Annotated in this window: 16 protein-coding genes and 3 rRNA genes; 8 read left to right on the forward strand and 11 right to left on the reverse strand. The window is 70.5% G+C overall.

What is annotated here, in order from left to right; translation table 11 throughout:
- Nucleotides 1–160: 160 nt before the first annotated feature.
- A complete protein-coding gene (locus ElP_RS30745) occupies nucleotides 161–1,210 on the reverse strand; it encodes a DUF1559 domain-containing protein (RefSeq protein WP_145276775.1) in 1,050 nt (349 codons plus the stop codon).
- 158 nt (nucleotides 1,211–1,368) lie between these two features.
- Nucleotides 1,369–1,566, reverse strand: a complete 198-nt coding sequence (locus ElP_RS30750; RefSeq protein WP_145276776.1) for a hypothetical protein — start codon at nucleotides 1,564–1,566, stop codon at nucleotides 1,369–1,371.
- Between the two features lie 764 nt (nucleotides 1,567–2,330).
- Between ElP_RS30750 and clpX the strand changes: the two genes are divergently transcribed.
- The 5 genes from clpX to ElP_RS38915 all read left to right on the forward strand — a co-directional run bounded on the left by clpX (nucleotide 2,331) and on the right by ElP_RS38915 (nucleotide 10,412).
- A complete protein-coding gene (clpX, locus tag ElP_RS30755; protein WP_145276778.1) occupies nucleotides 2,331–3,800 on the forward strand; it encodes an ATP-dependent Clp protease ATP-binding subunit ClpX in 1,470 nt (489 codons plus the stop codon).
- A gap of 138 nt (nucleotides 3,801–3,938) precedes the next feature.
- The gene (locus ElP_RS30760; RefSeq protein WP_231749324.1) at nucleotides 3,939–4,478 is read left to right on the forward strand and encodes a Uma2 family endonuclease; all 540 of its coding nucleotides are present in this window, start codon (nucleotides 3,939–3,941) and stop codon (nucleotides 4,476–4,478) included.
- A 323-nt stretch (nucleotides 4,479–4,801) separates the two neighbouring features.
- Nucleotides 4,802–6,733 carry a hypothetical protein gene (locus tag ElP_RS30765; RefSeq protein WP_145276780.1) on the forward strand — a complete coding sequence of 644 codons (1,932 nt, stop codon included), beginning with the start codon at nucleotides 4,802–4,804 and terminating at the stop codon, nucleotides 6,731–6,733.
- Nucleotides 6,730–8,361 (forward strand): hypothetical protein, encoded by a 1,632-nt coding sequence (locus tag ElP_RS30770; protein ID WP_145276782.1) that lies wholly within the window; start codon nucleotides 6,730–6,732, stop codon nucleotides 8,359–8,361. The genes ElP_RS30765 and ElP_RS30770 overlap by 4 nt, the downstream gene beginning before the upstream one ends.
- 134 nt (nucleotides 8,362–8,495) lie before the next feature.
- Nucleotides 8,496–10,412: an RNA polymerase sigma factor gene (locus ElP_RS38915; protein ID WP_231749325.1), complete on the forward strand. Its 1,917-nt coding sequence runs from the start codon at nucleotides 8,496–8,498 to the stop codon at nucleotides 10,410–10,412.
- On the opposite strand, the gene ElP_RS30780 is transcribed toward ElP_RS38915, so the two are convergent.
- Genes ElP_RS30780 through ElP_RS30790 form a run of 3 tightly spaced genes read right to left on the reverse strand, consistent with a single transcriptional unit; the run spans nucleotide 10,389 to nucleotide 12,266 of the window.
- A complete protein-coding gene (locus tag ElP_RS30780; RefSeq protein WP_145276784.1) occupies nucleotides 10,389–11,510 on the reverse strand; it encodes a pyridoxal phosphate-dependent aminotransferase in 1,122 nt (373 codons plus the stop codon). The two genes, ElP_RS38915 and ElP_RS30780, sit on opposite strands and share 24 nt — an antisense overlap.
- A complete protein-coding gene (locus tag ElP_RS30785; protein ID WP_145276786.1) occupies nucleotides 11,503–12,009 on the reverse strand; it encodes a DUF3368 domain-containing protein in 507 nt (168 codons plus the stop codon). The genes ElP_RS30780 and ElP_RS30785 overlap by 8 nt, the downstream gene beginning before the upstream one ends.
- Nucleotides 12,006–12,266: a UPF0175 family protein gene (locus ElP_RS30790; RefSeq protein WP_145276788.1), complete on the reverse strand. Its 261-nt coding sequence runs from the start codon at nucleotides 12,264–12,266 to the stop codon at nucleotides 12,006–12,008. Before ElP_RS30790 ends, ElP_RS30785 begins: the two co-directional genes overlap by 4 nt.
- A gap of 209 nt (nucleotides 12,267–12,475) precedes the next feature.
- Here ElP_RS30790 and ElP_RS30795 point away from each other — a divergent pair, with 209 nt between their 5' ends.
- From ElP_RS30795 to ElP_RS30805, 3 genes are all read left to right on the forward strand, one after another.
- On the forward strand, nucleotides 12,476–13,150 hold the full coding sequence (locus ElP_RS30795; RefSeq protein WP_145276790.1) for an HAD family hydrolase: 675 nt from the start codon (nucleotides 12,476–12,478) through the stop codon (nucleotides 13,148–13,150).
- 109 nt (nucleotides 13,151–13,259) lie between these two features.
- Nucleotides 13,260–14,165 (forward strand): hypothetical protein, encoded by a 906-nt coding sequence (locus ElP_RS30800; protein WP_145276791.1) that lies wholly within the window; start codon nucleotides 13,260–13,262, stop codon nucleotides 14,163–14,165.
- A gap of 4 nt (nucleotides 14,166–14,169) precedes the next feature.
- Entirely contained in the window at nucleotides 14,170–15,420 is a 1,251-nt protein-coding gene (locus tag ElP_RS30805; RefSeq protein WP_145276793.1) for an FG-GAP repeat domain-containing protein, read from the forward strand.
- Nucleotides 15,421–15,587: 167 nt separating this feature from the next.
- Here ElP_RS30805 and ElP_RS30810 read toward each other — a convergent pair whose 3' ends face one another.
- From ElP_RS30810 to accB, 6 genes are all read right to left on the reverse strand, one after another.
- Complete coding sequence (locus tag ElP_RS30810) at nucleotides 15,588–15,956, reverse strand: hypothetical protein (RefSeq protein ID WP_145276794.1); 369 nt, start codon at nucleotides 15,954–15,956, stop codon at nucleotides 15,588–15,590.
- 272 nt (nucleotides 15,957–16,228) lie between these two features.
- A 5S ribosomal RNA gene (gene rrf, locus ElP_RS30815) occupies nucleotides 16,229–16,336 on the reverse strand.
- 245 nt (nucleotides 16,337–16,581) lie between these two features.
- Nucleotides 16,582–19,398, reverse strand: a 23S ribosomal RNA gene (locus ElP_RS30820).
- A gap of 706 nt (nucleotides 19,399–20,104) precedes the next feature.
- Nucleotides 20,105–21,627: ribosomal RNA gene (locus tag ElP_RS30825) — 16S ribosomal RNA — on the reverse strand.
- Together the 16S, 23S and 5S rRNA genes form the textbook arrangement of a ribosomal RNA operon.
- A gap of 1,345 nt (nucleotides 21,628–22,972) precedes the next feature.
- The gene (accC, locus tag ElP_RS30830; protein ID WP_145276796.1) at nucleotides 22,973–24,361 is read right to left on the reverse strand and encodes an acetyl-CoA carboxylase biotin carboxylase subunit; all 1,389 of its coding nucleotides are present in this window, start codon (nucleotides 24,359–24,361) and stop codon (nucleotides 22,973–22,975) included.
- A gap of 286 nt (nucleotides 24,362–24,647) precedes the next feature.
- Complete coding sequence (gene accB, locus ElP_RS30835; RefSeq protein ID WP_145276798.1) at nucleotides 24,648–25,160, reverse strand: acetyl-CoA carboxylase biotin carboxyl carrier protein; 513 nt, start codon at nucleotides 25,158–25,160, stop codon at nucleotides 24,648–24,650.
- Nucleotides 25,161–25,167: the final 7 nt, after the last annotated feature.

Genomic DNA, 25,167 nt, shown 5'->3' on the forward strand with positions numbered 1-25,167 from the left:
TTCGGTGCGGAGCCGGGGGCACCCGGCCGGGCCTGGGCGGCCCCGACGGGCCGGGTCGACGCCCCGGCCCGGGTCGTCGGGCCCGGCCGGGGGGCGGGCCGTCCGCCCCCGGGCCCGGGGGCGGACGGGGCCGAGGCGAGGGGATGGCCCTCGGGATGGCTCAGAACTGGTCGGCGCTGATGACCTCGCCGCCCTTGCGGGTGGAGATGGCCTGCCAGACGCCGAACTGGGCCGGCGGGGTCACGACATAGCGCCCGGTGGCCTCCTGGGTCATGCCGATCGGCAGGCCCGTCGACCCGTCGAAGGGCATGGTGGCGATCGTGTCCTTGATGAAGCGGACCGAGCCGTCGCACATGGCCGCGTTCATGCCGCCGGGATGCATGCTCGACGCCGCCTGGACGAAGATCGACGTGTTGATCCCCCAGACGCCGGTGTGGGCGGTCGAGTCGGCCAGCCGGCGGTGCGGGTTCATCGGGAAGAGCGTGGTGAACAGGGTGTCGCCGTAATTGCCCGAGGTCCACCAGCCCCACTCCTGCTGCCCTCCCTGGTCCAGCTTGCCGAAGGCGTGCTCGCCCAGGAGCATCGTGTTGCTCGTGCCGTCCCGGATCTCGGCCAGCTTGGTGACGTTGTCGAAGGTGAAGATGCCGTTGGCCTGGCCCTTCATCACGCTGTAGTCGCGGGTGCCGCAGCCGGGCCAGTCGTAGCGGCCGGGCGAGTTCCAGGTGCCGTTGTTCCCCTTGTAGCTCAGGCGGCGCATGCCGTAGAACCGCTGCTCGGGGACGTCGCCGTCGCTCGGGCACCAGAGCAGGTTGACGCCGGTGATGGCCACCGTCGCGTTCGGCCCGGTCGCCCCGCCCTGGAAGTAGGGCAGGTCGAAGTTCTGCGCGTTGAACAGGGACTGCTGCTCGAAGTACGCCAGGGCCGCGAGGAAGAGGCTCCCCTCGTGCCCGCCGCCGCAGCCGCCGTAGAAGTTCAGGTTCTTCCAGGAACCCATCGGGAAGGAGCCGTTGGAATCGACGTAGTTGTGCAGGCCCAGGGCGAGCTGCTTGAGGTTGTTGGTGCACTGGGCGCGTCGGGCGGCCTCCCGCGCCGCCTGCACGGCGGGCAGCAGCAGGGCGATCAGCACGCCGATGATGGCGATCACCACCAGCAGCTCGATCAGCGTGAAGCCGCGAGGCCCGTCAGGGCGACGTGATGTCCGAGTCCTCATGTACTTTCTCCAGCGACTTGCTTCGTCCCACGCACGATGGCGACTCGCCACGAAGGGATGAATGACGGAATCAATGCAAAATCACGAGGAGGATCGCGGCCGACCGCTCCCCGATCCCAGGACTCGAGGCAGGGGGGCCACCCTTTCGATCGCGCGGGTCACCGCGCCCCGCCGGCATCGGGAGGGGTGGCCTGGGTCCCGAAGGGATCGTCGATCGACTTCGAGACGGTCTCCTTGTCATCCTCCGTCGAGATGACGGGGAGTTCGGATCCGCCCGAGCAGCCCCCGAGGGACAGGACGAAGGCCGTGCCGAGGGAGAACTTGCGGAGCGTCGGGGCGTTTCGGACGAGAAGCATCGGCGGCCAAACTCCGGGAAGGGTCGATGAGGGCGATTGGGCGTGTGGTGTCTGGTGGCGTGCCCCAGACACACCAACACCCATCCACCTGAACATCCAGGATCACAATCAGTCGCCACGTCGGGCTCGCGGGCCCCATCCTAATCGGTGGCTTCCGGCGATGTACAGCATCGACCCGGGGTCGAGTCCGACGGACTCGACCCCGGGACGATGGGCGGTCGAGGCCGCCTCCGGTCGGCGGCCACCCCTCGGGACCGCCTCGGCGATCGATCCCCGGGCGACCCGGCGGGGCCGCCCTGGGGCCCGATCGCCGAGGAGAACGCCGGCTCCGGTCGCCGGGGATCCGGAGGCGGCAGGGCCCGACTGTACCGCTCGCCCGGGTCGTCCCGGGGCACGCCGTCGACGCTCGCAAGGAGGCTCGGGATCGGGTGGCCGGGGACGGGTCGAACCATGGCGGCCTCGCTTGCTTCGCCTCGGTGCATGCTCTAGAATGGCTCAGTTGACGAGTGGCGGGTGCCGCACCGGAGGGCCCATCGGGTGCGGCGAAGATCGGGCAGCATGCGGACGGAGCGACCCTCGCCCGAGCCTTCGGTCGGACCCCCTTCGCCGCCAGGTCACCCCGGCCCGACCCTCGGATCGTCCCCGGGGGGCGACCGGGCGTGCCACCGACCGGCGGCCTACGCTCGCCGATCCGAGATCGATCCGCGAGGCCGGGCCGGCCGCTCGTCAGTCCGTCTCCCCTCGATGCGACGAAAGGACCAGGTATGCCCACGGGTAAGGACAGCGGCGGCGGCTCCGGGGGCAACGGCGGCGGTCGTCGCGGCGGGGGCGGGGGCGGCGGCTCCGGCGGCCCCGGCGGCGGCAACCTGACCGGCCCGGGCGGCGGCTCCGGCGGCGGCAACCGCCGCAACGCCTACTGCTCCTTCTGCCGCAAGAGCTACCGGGACGTCGGCCCGCTCGTCGAAGGCCCCGGTGACGTCTATATCTGCGGCGAGTGCATCGAGCTCTGCCAGTCGATCCTCGACCAGGAGCGCAAGCGGCGGGGGGTGCCCAAGGCCCTCTTCACCGACATCCCCGCCCCCCGAGAGATCAAGGAGCAGCTCGACCAGTACGTCATCGGCCAGGACCGCGCCAAGAAGGTCCTCTCCGTCGCCGTCCACAACCACTACAAGCGCCTCGTCCACGGCGAGGAGGGCGCCTCCGAGGTCGAGCTGGACAAGTCCAACATCCTGCTGATCGGCCCCACCGGCTGCGGCAAGACCCTGCTGGCCCGGACCCTGGCCCGGATCCTCAACGTCCCCTTCGCCATCGGCGACGCCACCACGCTCACCGAGGCCGGCTACGTCGGCGAGGACGTCGAGAACATCCTGCTGAAGCTGCTGCACGCCGCCGACTTCGACCTCGAATCCGCCCAGCGCGGCATCATCTACATCGACGAGATCGACAAGATCGGCAAGACCTCGCACAACGTCTCCATCACCCGGGACGTCTCCGGCGAGGGCGTGCAGCAGGCCCTGCTGAAGATGCTGGAGGGGACGATCGCCAACGTCCCCCCCCAGGGGGGCCGCAAGCACCCCGAGCAGCAATATATCCAGATGGACACGTCCAACATCCTGTTCATCTGCGGCGGCACCTTCGTCGGCCTGGACAACCTGATCGCCCGGCGCGTCGGCCGCAAGACCATCGGCTTCGGCGGCCAGACCAAGACCGAGCACGACGGCGAGATCGGCGCCCTGCTGGACAAGGTCACCAGCGACGACATCCTCGAATTCGGCATGATCCCCGAGTTCGTCGGCCGGCTGCCGGTGATCTGCCCCCTGCAGCCGCTGGACGTCTCCGCCCTGGTCCAGATCCTCACCGAGCCGCGCAACGCCCTGGTCAAGCAGTACGAGAAGCTCTTCGAGATGGAGGGGGCCGAGGTCGAGTTCACCGAGGCCGCGCTGGCCGAGATCGCCAAGCGGGCCAAGGAGAAGGACACCGGCGCCCGGGGCCTCCGCTCGATCGTCGAGGAGATCATGCTCGAGATCATGTTCGAGCTGCCCGACCTGCCCGAGAAGTCCCGGTACGTCGTCACCCCCGAGGTCGTCCGCAAGGAGCGGAGCCTCTTCCAGGACCCCAAGCCCCTGTCCTCCTCGAAGCCCAAGTCGAAGTCCAGGTCCAAGTCCCCCGACTCGGACACCGACCCCGAGTCCGAATCCGACGACGCCGCCGACCGCAAGAAAGAGAGCGCCTGAGCCCGTCCGGGTCGCGGCGATGACCACCCCTCCCCGTCGGCCGATGCCCCCCGGCATCGGCCGACGGCCGTTTGGGCCTTTATCATCCCCGCCCGACATCCGATCTCCCCGCCCCCCCGTCTCCCCGGGAGGCCCCGGATGAGCACGACCCGCCGCGACCCCCGACGCACCCTCCCCCCGCTCGTCCCCGGTCAGCGGGTGGACCTGCCCACCTTCCACGAGCGCTCTGAGGCGATGCCGCCGGGCACCCGGGCCGAATTGATCGGAGGAGTCGTCCGTATGCCCTCCCCCGTCTTCGACGACCATGCCGAGGCCGACCACGCGGTGACCTTCTGGCTCGTCTCGTACAAGCGGGCGACCCCCGGCCTCCGCAGCGGCAGCAACGCCTCCACGATCCTCGGGCCCGATGCCGAGGTGCAGCCCGACTCCCAGCTCCGCCTCCCCGCCGAGGCCGGCGGCCGGGCCCGGGTCGACGGCGGCTACATCACCGGCCCTCCGGAGCTGGTCGTCGAGGTCTCCGGCTCCAGCCGCCCATACGACCTGGGCAAGAAGAAGGATGCGTATGAACGCGCCGGCGTGCCCGAATACGTGGTCGTCGGCCTCGATCCCCCCGCCGTCCGCTGGTTCGTGCTCCGGGGCGGGACCTACGCCGACCTGCCCCCGGCCCCGACGGCCTGATCCGATCGGCGGTCTTCCCCGGCCCCTGGCTCGACCCCGGCGCCCTGCTCGCCGGCGACCTCGACCGCCTCCTCGGCGCCCTCGACCTGGGCCTCGCCTCCCCCGAGCACCTCGCCTTCGCCGGGCGCCTGGGACGGAAGGGCTGACGCCCACCCTCCCGAGGTCCCGAAGGAGAGTCCTCCCCTTCAGATGCTCGCATCGGCACGAAATCGGCCGTCTCCCCGAAGGGGTAGCGACGGGCGCGTCCACCCCTTAAGCTCTTCGGGGCCGCCGGTCGCCGGGACTCGGCGAGGGACGCGGGGCCGAACGAGCGAGCCGACCCGATGCGACTGAGCGTCCGCACCCTGGCCGAACTGATCGCCCTGGCGGCGATCGCCGTCGGCCTCTGGGACCTGCACCGGTCCTCCCGCCCCCCCGAGCCGCTGTTGAGGGCCCTGAAGCACGGCGACGAGGGCGAGAAGGTCGCCGCCCTGCGCGGCCTGAGCCTGCTGGGGGACGACGGCCCCCCGGTCGTGCCCGAGTTGATCGCCGCCGCCCGGGACGACCCCTCGCCCGCCGTCCGTCGCGGGGCCATCTTCGCGATGATGCGGATCGCCTTGGTCGAGCCCCCCGACGAGCATCCCATCGACGAGGCCCTCGCCGTCCCTCCGCCGCCCACCCCGCCGGGGCAGCCGCCGGCCCCCCCTCCCCGGCCTCCCCAATCGGCGAAGATGCTCAGACCCCGGGCCGGGGAGGTGGCCACGGTCATCGCCGACCGGATGCGCACCGACCCCGATCCCTCCGTCCGCGCCTTCGCCATCCGGGCGCTCCGCAAGATCCTCAGCACGGCGATCCAGGAGCGATGGTCCGCGAGGGCCGCCCTCAAGCCGGGCCAGCCCCCTCCGCAGTTCGAAGGGACCGGCCCCTGGGTCGAGTCCACCTTCCGGGCCATCGCCGACCGCGCGGCAGAGGACCCCGATCCCGAGGTCGTCTCCCAGGCGATTGGCGCCCTCACCTCGTCCCGGCCCGTGCAGGAGCTGTTGACGGACCCCGGCCGGGCCGAGCTGTACCTCCGGCTGATCGGCGTGGATTCGGAGGACCCGGCCCTGCCCCCGCACCTGGAGGTCCTCCTGCTCAGCCGCCTGGTCCGGCTGGTCTACCCGGGCGAGGAGGCCTTCGATCCCCTGATCGATCGGCTCGTCCGACGCGTGGCCGATCCCCCGACCGCCGGCCTCCCCGAGCTGACCTGGGAACGCGACCTGATCGAGACCGTCCGGGTCGCTTACGCGAGTCTGCTCTGGCAGGTCGCGCCCTCGCCGGAGCTGTTCGACGAACACCCCGAGGTCGGACGGGTACTGATCGACCTGATCGCCGACTCCGAGCGATACGGCCATTCCTCCGGGGCGAACAATCAGTTCGAGGAATGGGTGAGGCGTCCCACGGCCGACCGGCTTCGGGTCGACCTCTACGGCGGATCGCGCGGCGCCTCCTGGGAGGGTGGCGGAATGAGCCTGCCGGACCTCAGAGACGCCGCCCTGTCGGCGTTCGCTCGGGACGCGAGGTTCCTCGACGTACTCTGGCCTCGGATGGACCGCCATTCCCGGCTGGGCTGGCTCGGCGGGCACTGGTCATTCGGGCCCTCCGGAGAGTGGTCCGGCCTGGCCCCCCTGCTCGACGCCCCCGAGGTCCGCGCCGAACTCCCCCCCGACGAAGCCGAGGCCCTCCTCTCCCGCCTCCTCGACGAGCCCGGCCCGACCCCCGAGGAGGACGGCGAACAGTCCCTCCGGCCGACGATCCGGGAGATCGAGGACGAACGCCAGGGCCCGGGCCGGGGACGGGCACAGCTCCAGGCGCAGGGCCGGGACGGGCCCGCCTTCGACGCCACCCCGCTGGAGGCCGCCCGCCTGCGCCGGTCGATCCGCAACCTGGCGATCCTCGCCTACTTCGCCAGGGCCACCGATCCCGGCTCCGATGCCGTCTCCCGGCTGGTCGACCGGCTCGTCCCGCTACTCGGCGCGGCCGACGTGCCGACGCGGACCCGGGCCGCGACGCTGCTCGGCTCGCTCGGCCCCGCCGCCTCCCCGGCCCGCCCGGCGCTGGAGTTGATGGCCATGGGTGACCCCGACGAGTCGTCCCGGGAGGCGGCCCGATACGCCCTCGACCAGCTCGACCCGGCTCCCGAGGGCGACCCGCCGCCGGACGTCCCCCGGCCTCCCACCTTCCCGACCTCGTCCGAGCCCGAGCCCGACCCGAGCCCCCCGGAACCCCTCCCATGAACCCCGCCCCCTCGCCGGCCGGGCCCCCGGTCCGCCGCCGACGCGGCTGGCTCAGGCCCGGCCCCCGGGCCCTGGTCGAGCTGCTGGCGCTGGTCCTGGCCGTCCTCGGCTACGAGGCACTCCGACACCGGGGGGAGTTCCCCCGGCCGACCGCCCGGGCCCTCCGAAGCGGCAACGCCGCCGACCGGGCCGACGCCCTCCGCGCCCTCAGCCGGTTCGGCACCGCCGGGGTCGAGGCGATCCCGGCCCTCGCGACGACCCTCCGAAACGACCCCGACCCCGCCCTCCGCCGGGGAGCCGCCTTCGCCCTCGCCGCGGTCGCCGGCGGCGACGGCCCCCCCGAGCCGTTCCCGATCGAATTGCTGCTCTACGGCTCGGAGCACGTCATCACCACCCCGGCCGACGCCGTACGCCCCCCCAACCCGCCCCACCCCCGCGCCTCCGATGCCGCCTCGGTCCTCGTCGACGCGCTCCGAGCGGACCCCGACCCGACCGTACGCCTGGAGACGATCCGGTCCCTGACCCTGCTGCTCCGATCCGCCACCGGCACTCGCCCCCCGCTCCGGGGCGGCTACCCTCTGGGCCCGAACCCCGATCCGCCCCCCGAGCCTCGACCCGCCCCCGAGATCCCCCGCTGGGCCTTCGACGCCGCCCGGGCCCTGGCGGACCTGGCCGTCCCCGACGGCGAGCCCGACGCGGCTTCCCAGGCCGCCCTCGGCTGGGTTTTCATGGACCCCGCCTCCCCGGTGTTACTCGACGACGCCTCACGCTTCGCCCCCCTTCTCTCCTCCGCGGCTCGGGCCATCCGAGACGGCCAGCCGGACGCGCTGGACCGCATGATCGTGATGGCCGCCGCCACCGAAGCCCGCGGTTCGGCGCACCGATCCGACGCCTTCTTCGCCCTGATCCTGCCGGCCATGGCCGGTCCCCCTCCCGAGGCCTACGGCGCGGTCCCGCTCGAGGCCCTCGCTCACCCCTTCTGGCTCGCCCTGCCCTCGGCCCGGCGGCTACGGGAGCATCCCGAGGCCGTCGACGCCTTCCTCCGTCTCCTGGTGATGGATCCGGGGTCCAATCCCTACACGCAGGGGGTGGCGACCGATCGTCCAGACCTCTCGGAGCGACTCCAGCGGTTCATCCACCGCGAGGCAGAGACCGACGGCTTGCCCGGGGCGCACCCGGCACCGATCGCCCTGGCCGCCATCCGGGAGGACCCGGCCATCCTCGACATCCTCGGCCCCCGGGCTCAGGAGCCTCACTGGTCCGCGATCCTCATCGGGGTCGTCGACCAACAGGGCTGGGACGCCTTCGCCAAACTCCTCGACGACCCCGAGCCCCGCACCGGACTCTCGCCCGACCGGGCGGTGGACGCCGCCAATTACCTCCTCGACGCCGTCGCCGAGCTGCCCGACCAGCTGGCCTATCCCCGACGATTGGGGCTCGCCCTCGCCTCCTACTTCCTCAAGGCCGTCCCCCCCGATTCCCCGAGCATCGCCCGCCATGCCGAGCTGCTCGACGCGCTCTCGGACGCATCCGAGCCCGAGCCGAATGCTAACCCCGTGATCTTCCCCGAGGGCACCATCAACGGAGTCTCCGCCTCCGAACCCGCCCCCGGCAACTCACCCCGGTGAGGGCCAGGACCGGCCCGGTCGGCCTCGGACGGGGACGGGGCCCAGATCGTCGGGAAAAACCGGGAACAATCGCGGCCCCTCGTGGCATTACTCGTGACGATCGACGACCCTGACCGTCACGGAGGACGCCCCTCGTGCCGACCCGCCGCACCCCCTCGACCGCCTCGAACGCGCTGCGGACCCTGTTCAACCTCGGGGTGATCGGCAACCTGACCGACGGTCAGCTCCTGGAACGCTTCGCCACCCGGGACGGCGAGGCGGCCGAGCTGGCCTTCGCGGCGATCGTCGAGCGACACGGCCCGATGGTCCTCCGCGCCTGCCGATCGGTCCTCGCCGACCCCCACGACGCGCAGGACGCCTTCCAGGCCACCTTCCTCGTCCTCGCCCGGCGGGCCGAGGCCCTCTGGGTCCGGGACTCGATCGGCCCCTGGTTGTTCTCCGTCGCCCTCCGGGTCTCCCGGCACTCCCGGGCCGCCGACGCCCGCCGCCGGCGTCACGAGCGGCGATCGGCCGAGCATTTTTCCCGATCGGTGGTCGACGACCCGAGCGTCGAGCCCGACCCCTCGGAATCCCCCCTGCTCGCCGAGCTGGACCGCCTGCCTGCTCGGTTCCGGGATCCGGTCGTCCTCTGCGACCTCCAGGGCCGCTCCTACGACCAGGCGGCCCGGCACCTCGGCCTGCCCGTCGGCACGCTCAAGAGCCGGCTCGCCCGGGGCCGGTCCCGGCTCCGAGACCGGCTCCGACGCCTCGGGCTCTCCCCGGGCTTCGCCGCGACGGGCGTCCGCCTGCCCTCCGCGCTGATCGACTCCACCTCGTCCGCCGCCATGCGAGCCGCGTCGGGCGTGGCGACGGCCGGGACGGTCCCGGCCTCGGTGATCCTGCTCGCCTCCGGAGCGCTGTGGATGATGCGCCTCGCTTCCTTCGCCCGATGGACCGCCGCCGCCCTCGCGGTTTCGCTCACCGGCGTCGGCCTCGCCGCCGCCGCCGCCCTGTTCCCCTCCCAGGAGCCGCCGCCCCCGGCCCCGGCGTCGGCCTCGGCGCCGAAGGCCGCCCCGGCGGTCGCACCGCCCGAAGCCGACCCGGGGCCGGTCATCTCCTTCGACGTGCGGTTCATCGAGGTCCCCGGCCTCATGGCCAGGTCGATGGGGATCGATTTCGACTTCGGCTCCGAGCCCCCGATGGGCCTCTCCTTCCTCTCCGACCTGGAGGCGAGGCTGTTCGCCGACGCCCTGACGGCGATCCCGGACGTGACGATCGTCCAGGCCCCCCGGGTCACGACCTATCCCGGCGCGGCCGCGACCGTCGCCCATTCCCGGGCCGGGGAGGGCACGGATCTGCCCCTCCCCGGCCGATCAGTGCCCGAGCCCCTCGAACTCGGCATCCCTCGGGCCGAGCCGGACCCGGTCAAGGCCGCCGAACCGATCCCGGAGGGGATCGTCGCCACGCTCACGGGCAGGCCGTCGGACGACGGCAGGTCCCTGACGATCGACCTCGACATCCGGGACGTCCACGTCGTCGAGCGGCACGAGCTGGTGTTCTACGCCAACAACGGGAAATACATCGGGGACTTCCCCGAGGTCGTCCGCACCCGATTCGATCAGCGGGTGACGATCCCCGACCGTGCCGACTCGGCCCTGCTCGTCAGTCTTGGCCTCCGAAGGACGGCCACCATGGGCCGCTCCTCGATCTCCGACCATTATGTCCTGATCCGAGCCCGGACCATCCCCCTGGACCCACCACTGGCGATACCGGCCGACTCGCCCAAGCCCCGGCCGGCCCCGGCCGGCATGACCCGGCCGCTCGGGAGCCCCCACGACACGATCGAGCCGCTGCCGGCCCCGACCGAGTCGCTCAAGCCGCTGCCGGCCCCGAGCGACTCGCTCAAGCGGCTGCCGATCTGGGGCGGGATGACCCGGCCGTCCGGGAGCCCGGTCGACACATTGATTCCCCTCCCGGCCCCGGTCGACGCGAAGGACGGGCCGCCGTTGAGCTGGTCGCTCGACCCTCGAAGCCGCCGGGGCCTCCCGTCAGGCCCCGGCATCGGCCAGTGACCGGAGCACGTCCAGGCCGCGATCGAGCGTCGCATCGTCGACCGCGTACGAGATGCGGACGTGCGTATCTCTCTTGCTGAAGACGTTGCCGGGGATGATCAGCAGGTTCCGCCGGATCGCCTGCTCCACGAAGGCCGAGGCCGACGGCCAGCCCTCCGGCACCCGGGGGAAGGCGTAGAAGGCCCCGGTGGGCCGGGCCAGGTCATAGCGGCCGGAGAGCGCCTCGGCCACGCGGTCCCGCTTGCGTCGGTAGGCGTCGATCTGGGCGGAAAGGTCGATCCCCGTCGCCCCGACGACGGCCGATTGCAGCGGGCTCGGGGCGCAGACGAAGGAGAATTGCTGGAGCTTGGCCATCTCCTGGATCAGCCGGGACGGGCCGTGGGCATACCCCAGCCGCCAGCCGGTCATGCCGTAGGTCTTGCTGAAGCCGTCGACCACCAGCACGTCCTCGTTGAACTCGGCCGGGGAGCGGAACGGTTCGTCATAGCAGAATGCCTTGTAGACCTCGTCGCTGACAAGCAAGATCCCGCGGTCCCGGCAGAGCCTCGCCAGCGCCTCCAGCTCCCCGGCCGGGGCGACCACCCCGGTCGGATTGCCGGGGCTGTTGACGAGGATCGCCTTGGTCTTCGGGGTGATCGCCGCCGCAATCTCCTCGACCGGGACGCCGAACTCCGGATACGTCTCCACCAGCACCGTCACGCCGCCGGCCAGGGCGATCAGGTTCGGATACATGACGAAGTACGGGTCGAGGACGATCACCTCGTCCCCCGGGTTCACCGAGCAGCAGATCGCCAGCAGGAGCCCCCCCGCCGTGCCCGAGGTCACCATCACCTGGCGGTCGGCGTGGCCGAAGGTCGCGTCGACGATCCCCTGCAGCTCCGATCGCAACGCCGGGTCGCCCATCGTCACGGTGTAGGCGTTCTTCCCGGCCCGGATCGCCTCGCAGGCGAGGTCCTTGATCGGTTCGGGCACGTCGAAGTCCGGCAGGCCGATCGACAGGTTGATCGGGTCGGTCATCGCCTTCGCCATCTCGAAGGCCTTGCGGATCCCCGAGGCCTCGATCCTGCCCATCCGGTCGGCGATCCACGCGTCATTCACGGTCCGGCCCCCCTTCCGGCTCGCCGGCGAGGCGCAACGCCTCGACCCGCAACGCATCGGAGACGAAGAACTTGATCTCATCCTTCAGCCGATCGATCAGCGGCCCGACCGACTCGATCAGGCCATCCTGCTTCGCCTCGACCAGCACGCCGATCACACCCAAGGGCGAGAGCCCGAGCCTCCTCGCGGCCGCCCGGCCGACGACCTCATCGACGAGCACCGTTTCCGCCCCGACCTCCAGGACCAACGTCAGCGCCTCCGACTCTCCGGAATCCAATCGAAGCCCCAGCGCGCGGACCCGGTCGAGCGATCCGGAGGGCATCACGTCGACGTAGTCAAGGCCCCGGACGTCGAGCGGGGCGAGCCGGGCCCTCGGATCGAGTAATTCGGAAGCCACGGCGTTCGGCACCAGGTTCCGGCCGTACTGTTCCTTGAGGAGATGGAGCAACCCAAGGTGATTCAGGGCGTGGATCGGGGACGTGTCGCTGACGACGATCACCGTCGCTGCCTCGCCCGCATCCGCTCGATCGTCGCCATGTCCTCGTGGAGATCCTCGACCGTCGGCCGATAGATCGGAATATCCCGGGCCCTGAGTTCCCCCTCGAAGGGTGCCCGGGAGGAGAATCCCGCCAGCTTCGCCGCCGGCCAGAGGGCCAGAAGGCCGATGTCGAACAGCCGGCAGGCCAGCTCGATCCGGGCCTCGCGCTCGTCGAGCCCCGCCTCCCGCAGTTCCTCGTCGGAGATGATCAGCGGCATCGGTCGATCGCTCCTCGGTCGGGCGGCCCGGGAGGGTCGCCGACGATGGGCCTCTCACCCCGTCATTCTAGCCGACACCGCCCGCCCCCGCGAGTTCGCCGCCGTCGCCCCACCCTCGACCGATCCGCTACAATCGACCGGCCCGACGACGACACCCCGATCGCCCCCCTCGGGCGACCCGGCCCCACCCGAGACCGAGCCCGCCCCCGATGCCCGACCCTTCCCCGGCCCGAGCCCTGCTGCTCGACTTCGACGGCACGATCGCCGACACCCTGCCCCTGATCTTCGACGCCTTCCGGCACGCCGTCTCCCCCTTCGCCGACCGCCTCCCCACCGACGCCGAGGTCGAGGCCACCTTCGGCCCCGCCGAGCGCGAGTGCCTCTCTGCCTTCGCCCCCGAGCACTGCCTGGACGAGGCCGAGGCCCGGTTCTTCGACCATTACGAGCGCGAACATGAGCGGATGGTCCGCCTGGCCGACGGCATGGCCGGCGCGATCGAGCACGCCCGGTCCCTCGGCTGGAAGGTCGGCGTCTTCACCGGCAAGGGACGGCGGGCCGCCCTGTTCTCGCTGGAGGCGCTCGGCCTGCTCGACCGGGTCGACTGCGTCGTCTCGGGCGACGACGTCGAACGCCCCAAGCCCGACCCCGACGGCCTGCACCGCGCCGCCCGGCTGATGGGGGTCGACCCGGGCCTCGTCCTCATGGCCGGCGACAGCCCCGCCGACATCCGGGCCGGCCGGTCCGCGGGCGCCCGCACCTGTGCCGTCACCTGGGCCGCCTTCCAGCCCGATCGCCTCCTGGCCGAGGCCCCCGACCACTGTTGCTCCCGGGTCGACGAACTGGTCGCCCTGATCGACTCCCTGCACCATGAGGGCCGGGGCTGATCCCCCGGCCCCCGACCGGTTACGATGAGGTTTCGCCGATCGGTCCGCCGTTCGCACCTCATGGGCATCGGCATCCGGCCATCCGCCCCCCGGCCCCCGAGTCCCTCCCATGCCCGTGCTCGACCGCGAGGAATACATCGAGCAAGCCTACTTCTTCCGGGCCTTCCGCGAGCGGGTCCTCGACGGCATCCCCTCGCAGGACGTGCTCGCCCGGATCGGCGAGGAGCTGCTCTCGACCACCCGGCTGCCGATGGCCGTCGGCTTCATGCACGCCGAGATGAAGGTCAGTGGCCTGATGGGACCGGCCATGTGGCGGCTGACGCACTATTTCGCCCCCTTCCAGGCCTACGTGATCGCCAAGGCCGAGGAGGAGGTATTCAACCGGTTCCCGATGGACCAGGCCCTGCTCGTCCTCGAGCGCGAGGCCCGATACCGGGCCGAGGACCCGACCCCCGCCGGCCTGTTCGTCTACCAGTTCGAGGCCGTCAGCCGGAACCGACTCGGCTACGGCGGCGGGCTCGACGCCATGGCCGCCGACCCCGTCTTCGACGAACCATGGCGAGACTACATCGCCCTGCTCAACGCCCGCCTCGGGGACGTCGACTTCGCCGACCTGATCTATTCCCGGTCCGCCTTCCTCGTCTCCCAGATGCGCCGCAAGGACCCCGACTTCGCCCCGAAGTTTCCCATCCTCTTCGGGGAGAAGGAGGGCAAGATCGCCCGGGCCAACCGGGGCCGCGACCCGCTCTACCTCTTCTCCGCGCTGCAGCGCCAGCTCAACTACCCCGAGGTCCCCCGCCCGAAGCGTCCCGACGAGGCCGAATCCCGCCTGAAGCTGCTGGAGCAGCAGGTCAAGCTCCTCGAAAATCGCCTGAAGCTCGTCGAGGTCGACCTCAAGGGGGACATCGACCTCAACCAGCTCCGCGTCCGTCCCGAGGACACCGCCGGCACCCCCGACCACTGGGGCCTCAAGGCCGGAGACCTCGACGACCCCCCGATCGGCCCCGAGGACTAGCCCGATGCGAATCCGCCCGATCCCGGCGCTCCTACCGGCCCTCGCCTGTTCCCTCGCGGTCGCCGACGACCCTCCTGCGCCCCGCCCCCTGCCCGCCTTCGATCGCATCGTCCTCGACGACGACTTCCCCGGCGCCTACCAGGTCGAGGTCGCCGACGTCGACGCCGACGGCCGACCCGACGTCATCGCCCTCGGCGGCGGGACGTGCGCCTGGTACCGGAACCCCTCCTGGCGGAAACGGATCATCACCGGGCCCGACGCCACCCCCGGCATCATCTCCTCCGCCGCGACCGACCTCGACGGCGACGGCCGTGCCGAGGTCGCCATCGCCTACGACTTCGCCATGCTCGAACCGAAGCGAGGCTCCCTCGGCCTCGCCTCCCCCGGCGACTCGCCCGACGACCCCTGGACCTTCCGGCCGCTCGTCGAGGTCCCCAGCATCCACCGGGTCCGATGGGCCGACGTCGACGGCGACGGCCGCCCCGACCTCGTCGTCGCCCCCCTCTTCGGGCCCGAAGCCGCATCGCCGTCCTTCCAGCAGGCTCTGGCCGTCCTGGTCGTCTACCCGAATGTCGAGAAGGGTGCCGACCTGCCGGAACCGGACCGGGTCAACCGGGTCCCGGTCCAGCACGCCATCGCCATCGAGAGGGCCCCCGGCTCGGCCCGGGACGCCGTCCTCTCGGCCAACAACCTCGGTGTGACCTTCCACCGCGCCCTCGACTCCTCCTTCTTGCCCGCCGAGCAGGTGGAATTCCGCCTACCGATCGTCCGAGGGGCCTTCGGCCCCGCCCCCCAGCGGGGAGCGAGCGAGGTCCACCTCGGGAGACGGTCGGACGCCCGGGCCCTGCTCGTGACCATCGAACCCTGGCACGGCACGACGGTCGCCGCCTACGAGGCCCCACTCGTCCCCCACCGTCTCCTCGGCCGGGTCCCCGGCGCCTTCGGGCCCCGGGTCATCCTGGACGATTCCCTCGACGAGGGGCACGCCCTCTGGCTCGCCGACGTGAACGGCGACGGCATCGATGAGGTCTTCGCCGGACACCGGGGCGAGGACCACCGCGTCTCCGCCTACCACCATGACGGCTCGTCCTGGGTCCGCACCGTCCTCGATCGCGACATCGCCGCCCAGGATCTCCGGGGCGGAGACCTCGACGGCGACGGCACGCCCGATGTCGTCGCGGTCGGCGGCTCGACCCACAACGTCGTCTGGTATCGGCCTCATTCCGGCGACACGCGGAATCCCCCCCGCGAATGACCCCACCAGCTCGGACTTCGTCGCCCCCGACCGCCGACGCCTCTCGGGCGGCGATCGGGGTCGGGCGCCAGTCATGATCGGCACGTCGGTCGACCGCCCCCCGAGGTCGACACTCGGCGGCGTCGGGCTCATCCCTCCATTCGATCGGGCCTCGTCCGTCGGAGGCCTCAGCGCCGTCGGAGCCAATAGGCGGCGAGGATGGCCGCCGTACCCCCCAGGTAGAGTGCACCGGCCATGGGAGAAGCGAACCAGGAGAAGACCCCCGCCGGCAAACCGATGGCCAGGACCATCGTCACCACGCAATCCGACGCTTCGTCCAGGCCCCTGCGTCGGCGCCGGGACTGGACCGTGAACCGCCGACGGGGTCGGCGTCGCAAAACTTCCAGCACGCCGAGGGTCGCGGTGAGGAAGATCAGCATCCCGGTTGCCGTCGAGGCAAGCTTCGCCGAGGGGGCATCCCCCAACGACCCCGAGAGAGCCCGATGGGCCCCGAAAAGCACGCCGCAGATCGCCACGACGAACATCAGGTCGATCACCTTCGTGCCCGTACGCGGCCCACTCCGGACCAGGTCCTCCGCGCCAGGCGCTGCGTCGGGGTCGACGGGAGGGATCGAAGGGTGGCCACCCTCTTCCATGCCCTTGACCATTGATACAGCCCTTCGACCTCGATTCGTTTGCAGCCCCTCGACCTCGATTCGATGATACCCGGGACGGCGAGTCCCGGCCTGCTGCCGATCGGCGAACGCGGGCGGCGCAACGGCGGACGCCCCGCATCAACGTGGGTTGATGCGGGGCGTCGCGGTGTGGGACCCGGCGATGACCGACTTTCGCGCCGGAGCACTATCATGGGCCCCGCGAGCTTAACGGCCGTGTTCGGGATGGGAACGGGTGTGGCCTCGCGGGTGTGGTCGCCGGGGAGGCGGCCGTCGCGTCGACTGCGAGACGCGGCGGCCGCGTGGGCCCTGCAGGCCGCCCCGACCCGGGGGGGTCGGGGACGCAACAATCAATCAGGTCGCGGAGAACTGTCGACCAGGACGCGGACCCGTCGGGATGCGTCGGGGTCGACGCGTCGGGGTCGTGCGGTGAAACGCGGGGGTGTTGCGCGATTGGGCCACGCCGGGCCCGCCCGGTCGCCGCGTGGGGCGGCGGGGGCGGGTCGGGGTGGTCAAGCCGCTCGGCTCTTAGGACCGGTCGGCTGCGGCGGTCGCCCGCCGTGCACTCCCGGCCTATCGACCTGGTGGTCTCCCAGGAGCCTTCGCACCGTGTGGTGCCGGAGACCTCGTCTCGGGGCCGGCTTCGCGCTTAGATGCCTTCAGCGCTTATCCGTTCCCGACCTGGCTACCCGGCGATGCCGCTAGCGCGACAGCCGGAACACCAGAGGTCGGTCCTCCCCAATCCTCTCGTACTAGGGGAGAATCCCCTCAAGTCTCCTCCGCCCGCGGCAGATAGGGACCGACCTGTCTCACGACGGTCTGAACCCAGCTCGCGTACCGCTTTCATCGGCGAACAGCCGAACCCTTGGGACCTTCTCCAGCCCCAGGATGCGATGAGCCGACATCGAGGTGCCAAACCTCCCCGCCGCTATGGACGCTCGGGGGAGATCAGCCTGTTATCCCCGGAGTACCTTTTATCCGTTGAGCGACGGCCTTTCCATCCAGCACCGCCGGATCACTAACGCCGACTTTCGTCCCAGCTCGCCCGATTGGGCTCGCTGTCAGGCCCCCTTGTACGTTTGCGCTCGCGTTGCCCGATGGCCGACCGGGCCGAGGGGACCATGGCGCTCCTCCGTTACTCTTTGGGAGGAGACCGCCCCAGTCAAACTGCCCGATGAGCAGTGTCCCGTCAGTTGGGTGACGGTGAGGCACGACGACGACCCAGGCTGGTATTTCACCGGTGGCTCCACCCGGGCTGGCGCCCGGGCTTCGCGGCCTCCCAGCTATGCTACACAGGGTCGACGTCGGGCCAGTGCCAACCTGCAGTAAAGGTTCACGGGGTCTTTCCGTCTAGCCGCGGGGACGTGGTATCTTCACCACGACTGCAGTTTCACCGGGTCCCTCGTGGAGACAGTGCTCCGGTCGTTACGCCATTCATGCAGGTCGGAACTTACCCGACAAGGAACTTCGCTACCTTAGGACCGTCATAGTTACGGCCGCCGTTTATCGGGGCTTCGGTCGCCAGCTTCCGCTTTCGCGTCACCGCCTCCCTCAACCTACCGACACCGAGCAGGCGTCAGACTCTATACGTCCTCTTGCGAGTTGGCAGAGTCCTGTGTTTTTGGTAAACAGTCGCCGGAGCCGATCCTCTGCGGCTGGCTCGCGCCAGCGCCCCTTCTACCGAAGGTACGGGGCCATTTTGCCGAGTTCCTTCACGAGGGTTCTCCCGAACGCCTTCGGATGCTCGCCTGGCACACCTGTGTCGGTTTGCGGTACGGGCCGGTGGATTGTCCGGACGGGGTTTTTCGCGGCCGAGGACTCGGGGACTTCCGGCTATGCCGTCGCCCTTGCGGGACGGGGGCGTCTATCACCCCGATCCCCTCCGCCTCGGCGTCACCCGCCATCAACCGCACCACCGGGTGCGGGAATATTCACCCGCTGCCCATCGGCTACGCCTTTCGGCCTCGCCTTAGGTCCCGACTGACCCTGGGCGGATTGCCCTTCCCCAGGAAACCTTGTGCTTTCGGCGGGCCGGCTTCTCACCGGCCTTATCGTTACTCGTTCCGGCATACGCACTCGACGGCGCTCCACCACCCGTTGCCCGTGTGGCTTCGACGCGGCCGTCGACGCTCTCCTACTGCTGGAATTTCTTCCAACCCGCGACTGCGGCGCGATGCTTGAGTCCCCGTCATTTTCGGCGCGGGACGGCTCGACCGGTGAGCTGTTACGCACTTTTGAAATGGTGGCTGCTTCTAAGCCAACATCCCGGCTGTCACCGCGGTCCCACTTCCTTTGCCACTGAGCATCGCCTTGGGGGCCTTGGTCGGCGGTCTGGGCTGTTCCCCTCTCGAGCGCGGAGATTCTCCCCCGCGTTCTGACTCCCGGGCTGTAAGCGTGCGGTATTCGGAGTTGGGTTCCGGTGGGTACCCGGGGAGGGCCCCAGCCGGATTCCGTCGCTCTACCCCCGCACGAGATCACCCGAGGCTGGCCCTAGAGCCATTTCGGAGAGAACGAGCTATCTCCAGGTTTGATGAGACTTTCACTCCTCCCCACGGGTCATCCCCCAGTTTTTCAACACTGGTGGGTTCGGTCCTCCACGCCCTGTTACGGGCGCTTCAACCTGCCCATGGGTAGGTCACCTGGTTTCGCGTCTCTGGCACCCGACAAGCGCCCTGTTCGGACTCGCTTTCGCTGGGGCTCCCCGCCTGAAGCGGTTAACCGGCCGGATACCAGAACTCGCCGGATCATTATGCAAAAGGCACGCGGTCAGGCGGCTCGATGAGCGTCGCCCTCCCACCGCTTGTAGGCACGGGGTTTCAGGTTCAGTGTCCTCCCCTCGTCGGGGTTCTTCCCACCATTCGGTCGCCCTACTGGGTTCACTATCGGTCGTCGCCCGGTACTTAGCCTTGCGGGATGGTCCCCGCCGATTCGGGCCGGGTTTCACGTGCCCGACCCTACTCGGGTACCACTCTGAGAGGACGGAATCCGTCACCTACGGGACTTTCACCCCCTGCGGTGCGCCGTTCCAGGCGGCTTCGGTTGGATCCCGTCTTTGTCACTCTCCGGAACGAATCCATGAGTGGCCCCACGACCCCGGCCGGTGACCCGGCCGGTTTAGGCTCTTCCCCGTTCGCTCGCCGCTACTGAGGGAGTCGCGGTTGCTTTCCGTTCCTCCGGGTACTGAGATGTTTCAGTTCCCCGGGTCGCATCTGGGTACCTCGGGATCGACGGGCGTTCGGCCCCTCCCCCGAGCTTTTCGCAGCCTGCCACGCCCAGCTTGCCGGCGACGCCAAGGCATCCCCCCCGTGCCCTTCGGGGCTTGACCACGCCGACCCGGCCCCGACGCTGCGTGTGAGGCAGCGGCGGGACCCAACGGGCCCGCGTGACCACGCTCCCCCGCGGCTCGGCCCTCGCCTCCCGGCGACGCCGATCCGCACCGACGACCTCGCGTCGTCGACTTCCGATCATCCGAAGGGTCTACGTTCTGGTCTGTGCGCGAGCGCCGGGCGGCGGCGACGGAAAGTGTGATTGGCACTTCAAACCGCTGCCCGGTGGAGGTGCTCGCGCGTTCTTCGCGACAAATTGTTGCGCGATCGATGCAATCGATCGCGGCCTGCCGGATTGTCAAAGAATGCCCGGGGCCTGACGCCCCGGGCCGGGCGGCCATGCGATGCGTCCCGCCCGTGAAGGCGGGCCGCAACGCCCTGGCCGGGGGGCGGGGCCGTCCCCGCGGGGGAGACGGCCACGCCCCCCGCCCAGGGCGGGGGGGCGAATGCGGTCGATCGCGCGACGAATCCACGTCTCAAGGCGTGTGCGTCCGAATGCCGTGCAGCCGGCGAGGGCCATCGGGCCGCCGGCCGCATCGCCGGGGCGATGCGGCGGCCGTTCGATGGCGGATCACGTCCGCCTGGTGGCGGGCCCGCGTGGGGGGACGGCGACGGCGTCGGCCGGTGCCGCCCCGGTGCGGGGCCGATGTGGCTCATGGCCGCGGGGCGGGCCCCTCGGACGCATGGCCAATCAGTCATCCTTAGAAAGGAGGTGATCCAACCGCAGGTTCCCCTACGGTTACCTTGTTACGACTTAGTCCCCATCACGAGTTTCACCTTCGGCGCCTGCCCTCGCGGGCTCAGCGACTTCGGGTGCCCCCCGCTTTGGTGGCTTGACGGGCGGTGTGTACAAGGCTCAGGAACCCATTCACCGCGGCACTGCTGATCCGCGATTACTAGCGATTCCAGCTTCATGTGGGCGGGTTGCAGCCCACAATCCGAACTGAGGGCCGGTTTCTGCGATTGGCTCCCGCTTGCGCGGTGGCGACGCTCTGTCCGGCCCATTGTAGCACGTGTGCAGCCCCGGGCATAAGGGCCATGATGACTTGACGTCGTCCCCGCCTTCCTCCGGCTTGACGCCGGCGGTCCGACCAGAGTCCCCAACTTAATGATGGCAACTGGTCGCAGGGGTTTCGCTCGTTACGGGACTTAACCCAACACCTCACGGCACGAGCTGACGACAGCCATGCAGCACCTGTGCACGTTCCACCCGAAGGCGTCACGCCGCTTTCACGACGCTAATCCGCGCATGTCAAGCCCGGGATAAGGTTCTTCGCGTAGCCTCGAATTAAGCCACATGCTCCACCGCTTGTGTGAGCCCCCGTCAATTCCTTTGAGTTTCAGCCTTGCGGCCATACTTCCCAGGCGGGGCACTTCACGCTTTCGCTGCGGCAGGGGGCCCATCGGCGAGCCCCCTACCCAGTGCCCATCGTTTACGGCCAGGACTACCGGGGTATCTAATCCCGTTCGCTCCCCTGGCTTTCGCGTCTCAGCGTCAGCAGGCGTCCAGGAGCTCGCTTTCGCCGCGGGCGTTCCTCACGATCTCAACGCATATCACCGCTCCACCGTGAGTTCCAGCTCCCCCTACGCCCCTCCAGACGACCCGTTTCGGCGCCACACCCCCGGTTGAGCCGGGGGCTTTCAGCGACCGACGCGGCCATCCGCCTACACGCGCTTTAAGCCCAGTGATTCCGAATAACGTTCGCACGGTTCGTCTTACCGCGGCTGCTGGCACGAACTTAGCCCGTGCTTCCTCCAGGGATCACTCAAGCGCCGCTCTTCGCGGCACCTTGTTCCCCCTCGACAGGAGTTTACAACCCGAAGGCCTTCGTCCTCCACGCGGCGTCGCTCGGTCAGTCTGTCGACCATTGCCGAAGATTCTCGACTGCAGCCACCCGTAGGTGTCTGGGCAGTGTCTCAGTCCCAGTGTGGCGGGCCACGCTCGCACGCCCGCTAGGCGTCATCGGCTTGGTGGGCCATTACCCCACCAACGACCTGATACCACGACGGCCCGTCCCGCGGCGGACTCGCACCTTTGGCCGGATGATGAGGCCATCATCGCGGCGTCATGGGGGATTACCCACAGTTTCCCGTGGCTGTCCCCCTCCGCGGGGTTGGTTGCCGTCGCCTTACTCACCCTTTCGCCACGCCCCCGAGGGGCGTCCGACTTGCATGCCTAATCCACGCCGCCAACGTTCATTCTGAGCCAGGATCAAACCCTTCGAAAAGTGCGGCACGCCGCCGAAGCGACCCGCCGCCGACTCCCGAACGAGTTCGAGTGGTCGAATTCCCTCGCCGGCAGGCCCCAGTTGAGGACGCCCCGCGAAGGGCCCCCTCGACGCCTGCCGACTCGTCTCTGCGTCCCGCCCGCGACCGCTCGGCCGGAGCCTCGCGATCGCCTTCGCGGCGGGCGGCCCTGATGCCGTCTCCGTCGCCGACCCCCCTCGCGGGCACGCCGGCGGACCTGGACGCCACCATCGGCCGGCCTTGGGCCCCGACCGTTGTCGGGGCCCGACGGCTGATGATCCTCGCCGAAACTGAACAGCGCTCGGCTCACACACGCCTCCCGCCGCCGTCGCCTCCCGGCGACCGGCGGGCCGGCCCCCCCCGCCCGCCGCGGCCCCGTTGCCGGTGCCGCGACGCTCAGTGAAGGGCCGATTGCGTTTGATTCAATCGGGCGATCGACCGGATTGCCAAAGATGCCGCCGGCCCGAGGACACGGCGAGCCACCGACTCGACCCCGGTTCGCGGGCCCGCCCCATCGTCGCCGATGGGCCGGCCCCCCGGGATCACTCCTACGTCGCGTCGGGCCGCCCGGTTCGCTCGCGTGGTGCAAGCGTCGGGATGCGTCCGAACGGCGGCGTCACGGTGCCTCGCACAGGTGAGAACGGGCCGCCTTTCTCGGCGGCCCGCGTCAGGTGTGTCTCACCGGCGACAAGGGACATAATACCCTGGAATCGAATCGGGTCAACAGGCTGGCGGTTTTTCTCAAGAACTCGGCCTTCCCTGTCGACACACGTCGCCGATTCCTGGCCGGCAATTTGGAGCGGATCTGCCCCCGGATTCCGCTTAACGACGACGGGAGCTTCCTTCCATCATCCACCGCTCGACGGCGCACGTCCCGGTGATTCGACGGTTTCCCGGGCCTTGGCCGCCGCCGAACTCAGGGCGGGCCCCTCAGGACCGTGACGGTCCGACGGGCCCGGAGCCGACCGGATCGACGCCGGCCGGGAGGACCATGGGCCTGGCTTGCCATGGTCGTCGGCGACAGTAGCGACCGGACGAGATCGCCCAGGGCTCCCGCGCAATCGACGGCGTCGGTATCGGGAAGTCCACCGCCGGTTTCAGCCACGGAATCCCGGCCGGGCGAGGACTCGTGGCGCCGGTGCTGTGATCGACGGACATGCCGCCTGGCGAGTCGTCGGCAACAGCCAGCCCCCCAGTAGGGGTTCGTCCCGGGCGTCGGGAGGCTGGCCCGACGAGGCCGCGGATCGGCTCCGTCGGCCTGGGATCGAGCCCTGTCGCATCCCGTCTTCTCGGGCGAGGGCGGGGGCTGGATGGCAGGCCCTCGGCTCAGCCCGAGGTCGGGGCCAGCCTCTCCCGGGGGGCCAGCAACACGCGCTCGACCCAGGTCGTGTCGACCCGGCCTTCGACGAAGTCCGGGGTGCGGAGGATCCGCCGGTGCAAGGCGGCGGTGGTTGTGATGCCCTCGATCCGGAGTTCGTCCAGGGCGCGAAGCATCCGGGCGATCGCCTCCTTGCGGGTGGGGGCGTGGACGAGCAGCTTGCCGATCATCGAGTCGTAGTTCGGCGGCACCCGGTAGCCCGGGGCGATGTGGGAATCCCAGCGCACGCCGATCCCGCCCGGAATCCTAAGGCCGGTGATCAGCCCCGGGCTGGGGCGGAAGTTATGCTCGGGGTCCTCGCAGTTGATCCGGCACTCGATGGCGTGGCCGAGCTGGGGCACGTCGGCCTGCGACACCGACAGCGGCTCCCCGCCGGCGATCCGGATCTGCTCCCTGATCAGGTCGATGCCGGTGACCAGCTCCGTCACCGGGTGCTCGACCTGGATCCGGGCATTCACTTCGATGAAATAGAAATTATAATCCGAATCGACCAGGAACTCGCAGGTCCCCGCGTTCACGTAGCCGGCCGACCTGGCCAGGCGGACGGCGGCCTCGCAGATCCGGCGGCGGACCTTGCTCGGCAGGGTCGGCGCGGGGGACTCCTCGATGAGCTTCTGGTGCCGCCGCTGGAGGCTGCACTCGCGCTCCCAGCAGTGGATGACGTTGCCGTGGGAGTCGGCGAGGAGTTGGACCTCGACGTGCCGGGGGCGGTCGATGAACTTCTCCAGGTAGATGCTGGGGTTCTTGAAGGCGGCGTCGGCCTCGGCCCGGGCCTGGGAGATGGCGGTCCTCAGGCCGTTCTCCTCCCGGCAGACGCGCATCCCCTTGCCGCCGCCGCCGGCGGCGGCCTTGATAAGCACGGGGTAGCCGATCTGCCGAGCCACCTGCACGGCGTCGTCGTCGCTGTTGACCGGCCCGTCGGAGCCGGGCACCAGGGGCACCTTGGCCGCCTGCGCGACGGCCTTGGCCTCGGTCTTCAGGCCCATCCGGCGGATGGCCTCGTGGGGGGGGCCGATGAACTCGAAGTTGCAGGCGCGGCAGACCTCAGCGAAGTGCGGGTTCTCGCTCAAGAACCCGTAGCCGGGGTGCACGGCGTCCACGTCGGCGATCTCGGCCGCGGCGATCAGCCGGGGGATGTTCAGGTAGCTGTCGGCGGCCGGGCCCTTGCCGATGCAGATCGCCCGGTCGGCCAGCTCCAGGTACGGGGCGCCCCGGTCGGCCTCGGAGAAGACGGCCACCGACTCCAGGCCCATCTCCTTGCAGGCCCGGATCACCCGCAGGGCGATCTCGCCCCGGTTGGCCACGAGGATGCGACGAATCTTCGGCGGTTCAGCCATCGGCGAGGGTCCGGGTCCGTGTCCGAGGGGCTCCGGCCCGCCTCCCGATCGTCGCCCTTCGGCGCGATCCCGGGGGCAGGCCGGGGGTCCAGGCGCCGGGGCCGATCGGGGGGCCCGGCGCGGCTCGCGTCTCGGCCGGGGCGGTCCGAGACGTCGGGCGATCGGTCAAGCTCCAGTCCCCGACGGCGGAGCCGCGAGGGCGGGGGCCCGGCCGAGCCCGGCGGGGTGCCGGGGCCTCCGCCCGTCGATCCCCGATCCTCCGCCATCGGTCCTCCGCCGGGGGGCCTCATCCCTGCTCGACCCGGAACAGCGGCTGGCCGAACTCGACCGGCTGCTTGTCCTGCACCAGGATCTCGGCCACCTTGCCCGAGACCCCGGCCGGGATCTCGGTGAAGACCTTCATCGCCTCGATGATGCAGACGGTCGTCTCCGGCCGGATCGTCATGCCGACGGCGACGAACGCCGGGGCGTCGGGCGAGCCCGACTGGTAGAACGTGCCGACCATCGGGCTCTCGATGAACGTCCCGTTCGCCTCGGCCGGGGCCGGAGGCGCGGGGGCCGCCGAGGGGCCGGGGAGGGTCGCAGCCGGCGGCGGCGGGGCGGGAAGCGCCGGATGCGGGGGGGGTGGGGCCGGCAGCGCCGGCTCGGTCCGGCGCCGCAGGCGGATCTTCGTCGCCCCCTCGACCAGGTCGATGGCCGTCAGGTCGTACTGCTGCATCATCCGGACCAGGCGGTGGATCCGGCGGACATTGTCCGGGTCGGGTTGCTCGCCCGATGACCCGGTCGGGGATTCGGCCATTCCTGCG

This window comes from Tautonia plasticadhaerens (genome assembly GCF_007752535.1).
Classification (GTDB): domain Bacteria; phylum Planctomycetota; class Planctomycetia; order Isosphaerales; family Isosphaeraceae; genus Tautonia; species Tautonia plasticadhaerens.

What these genes read in the sequence shown, in the direction of transcription:
- ElP_RS30750 (WP_145276776.1), bottom strand. Translation starts at nt 1,566, where the DNA reads ATGCTTCTCGTCCGAAACGCCCCGACGCTCCGCAAGTTCTCCCTCGGC.
- ElP_RS30765 (WP_145276780.1), top strand. Translation starts at nt 4,802, where the DNA reads ATGCGACTGAGCGTCCGCACCCTGGCCGAACTGATCGCCCTGGCGGCG.
- ElP_RS30800 (WP_145276791.1), top strand. Translation starts at nt 13,260, where the DNA reads ATGCCCGTGCTCGACCGCGAGGAATACATCGAGCAAGCCTACTTCTTC.
- ElP_RS30770 (WP_145276782.1), top strand. Translation starts at nt 6,730, where the DNA reads ATGAACCCCGCCCCCTCGCCGGCCGGGCCCCCGGTCCGCCGCCGACGC.
- ElP_RS30745 (WP_145276775.1), bottom strand. Translation starts at nt 1,210, where the DNA reads ATGAGGACTCGGACATCACGTCGCCCTGACGGGCCTCGCGGCTTCACG.
- ElP_RS30760 (WP_231749324.1), top strand. Translation starts at nt 3,939, where the DNA reads ATGAGCACGACCCGCCGCGACCCCCGACGCACCCTCCCCCCGCTCGTC.
- accB (WP_145276798.1), bottom strand. Translation starts at nt 25,160, where the DNA reads ATGGCCGAATCCCCGACCGGGTCATCGGGCGAGCAACCCGACCCGGAC.
- clpX (WP_145276778.1), top strand. Translation starts at nt 2,331, where the DNA reads ATGCCCACGGGTAAGGACAGCGGCGGCGGCTCCGGGGGCAACGGCGGC.
- ElP_RS30795 (WP_145276790.1), top strand. Translation starts at nt 12,476, where the DNA reads ATGCCCGACCCTTCCCCGGCCCGAGCCCTGCTGCTCGACTTCGACGGC.
- ElP_RS30805 (WP_145276793.1), top strand. Translation starts at nt 14,170, where the DNA reads ATGCGAATCCGCCCGATCCCGGCGCTCCTACCGGCCCTCGCCTGTTCC.
- accC (WP_145276796.1), bottom strand. Translation starts at nt 24,361, where the DNA reads ATGGCTGAACCGCCGAAGATTCGTCGCATCCTCGTGGCCAACCGGGGC.
- ElP_RS30790 (WP_145276788.1), bottom strand. Translation starts at nt 12,266, where the DNA reads ATGCCGCTGATCATCTCCGACGAGGAACTGCGGGAGGCGGGGCTCGAC.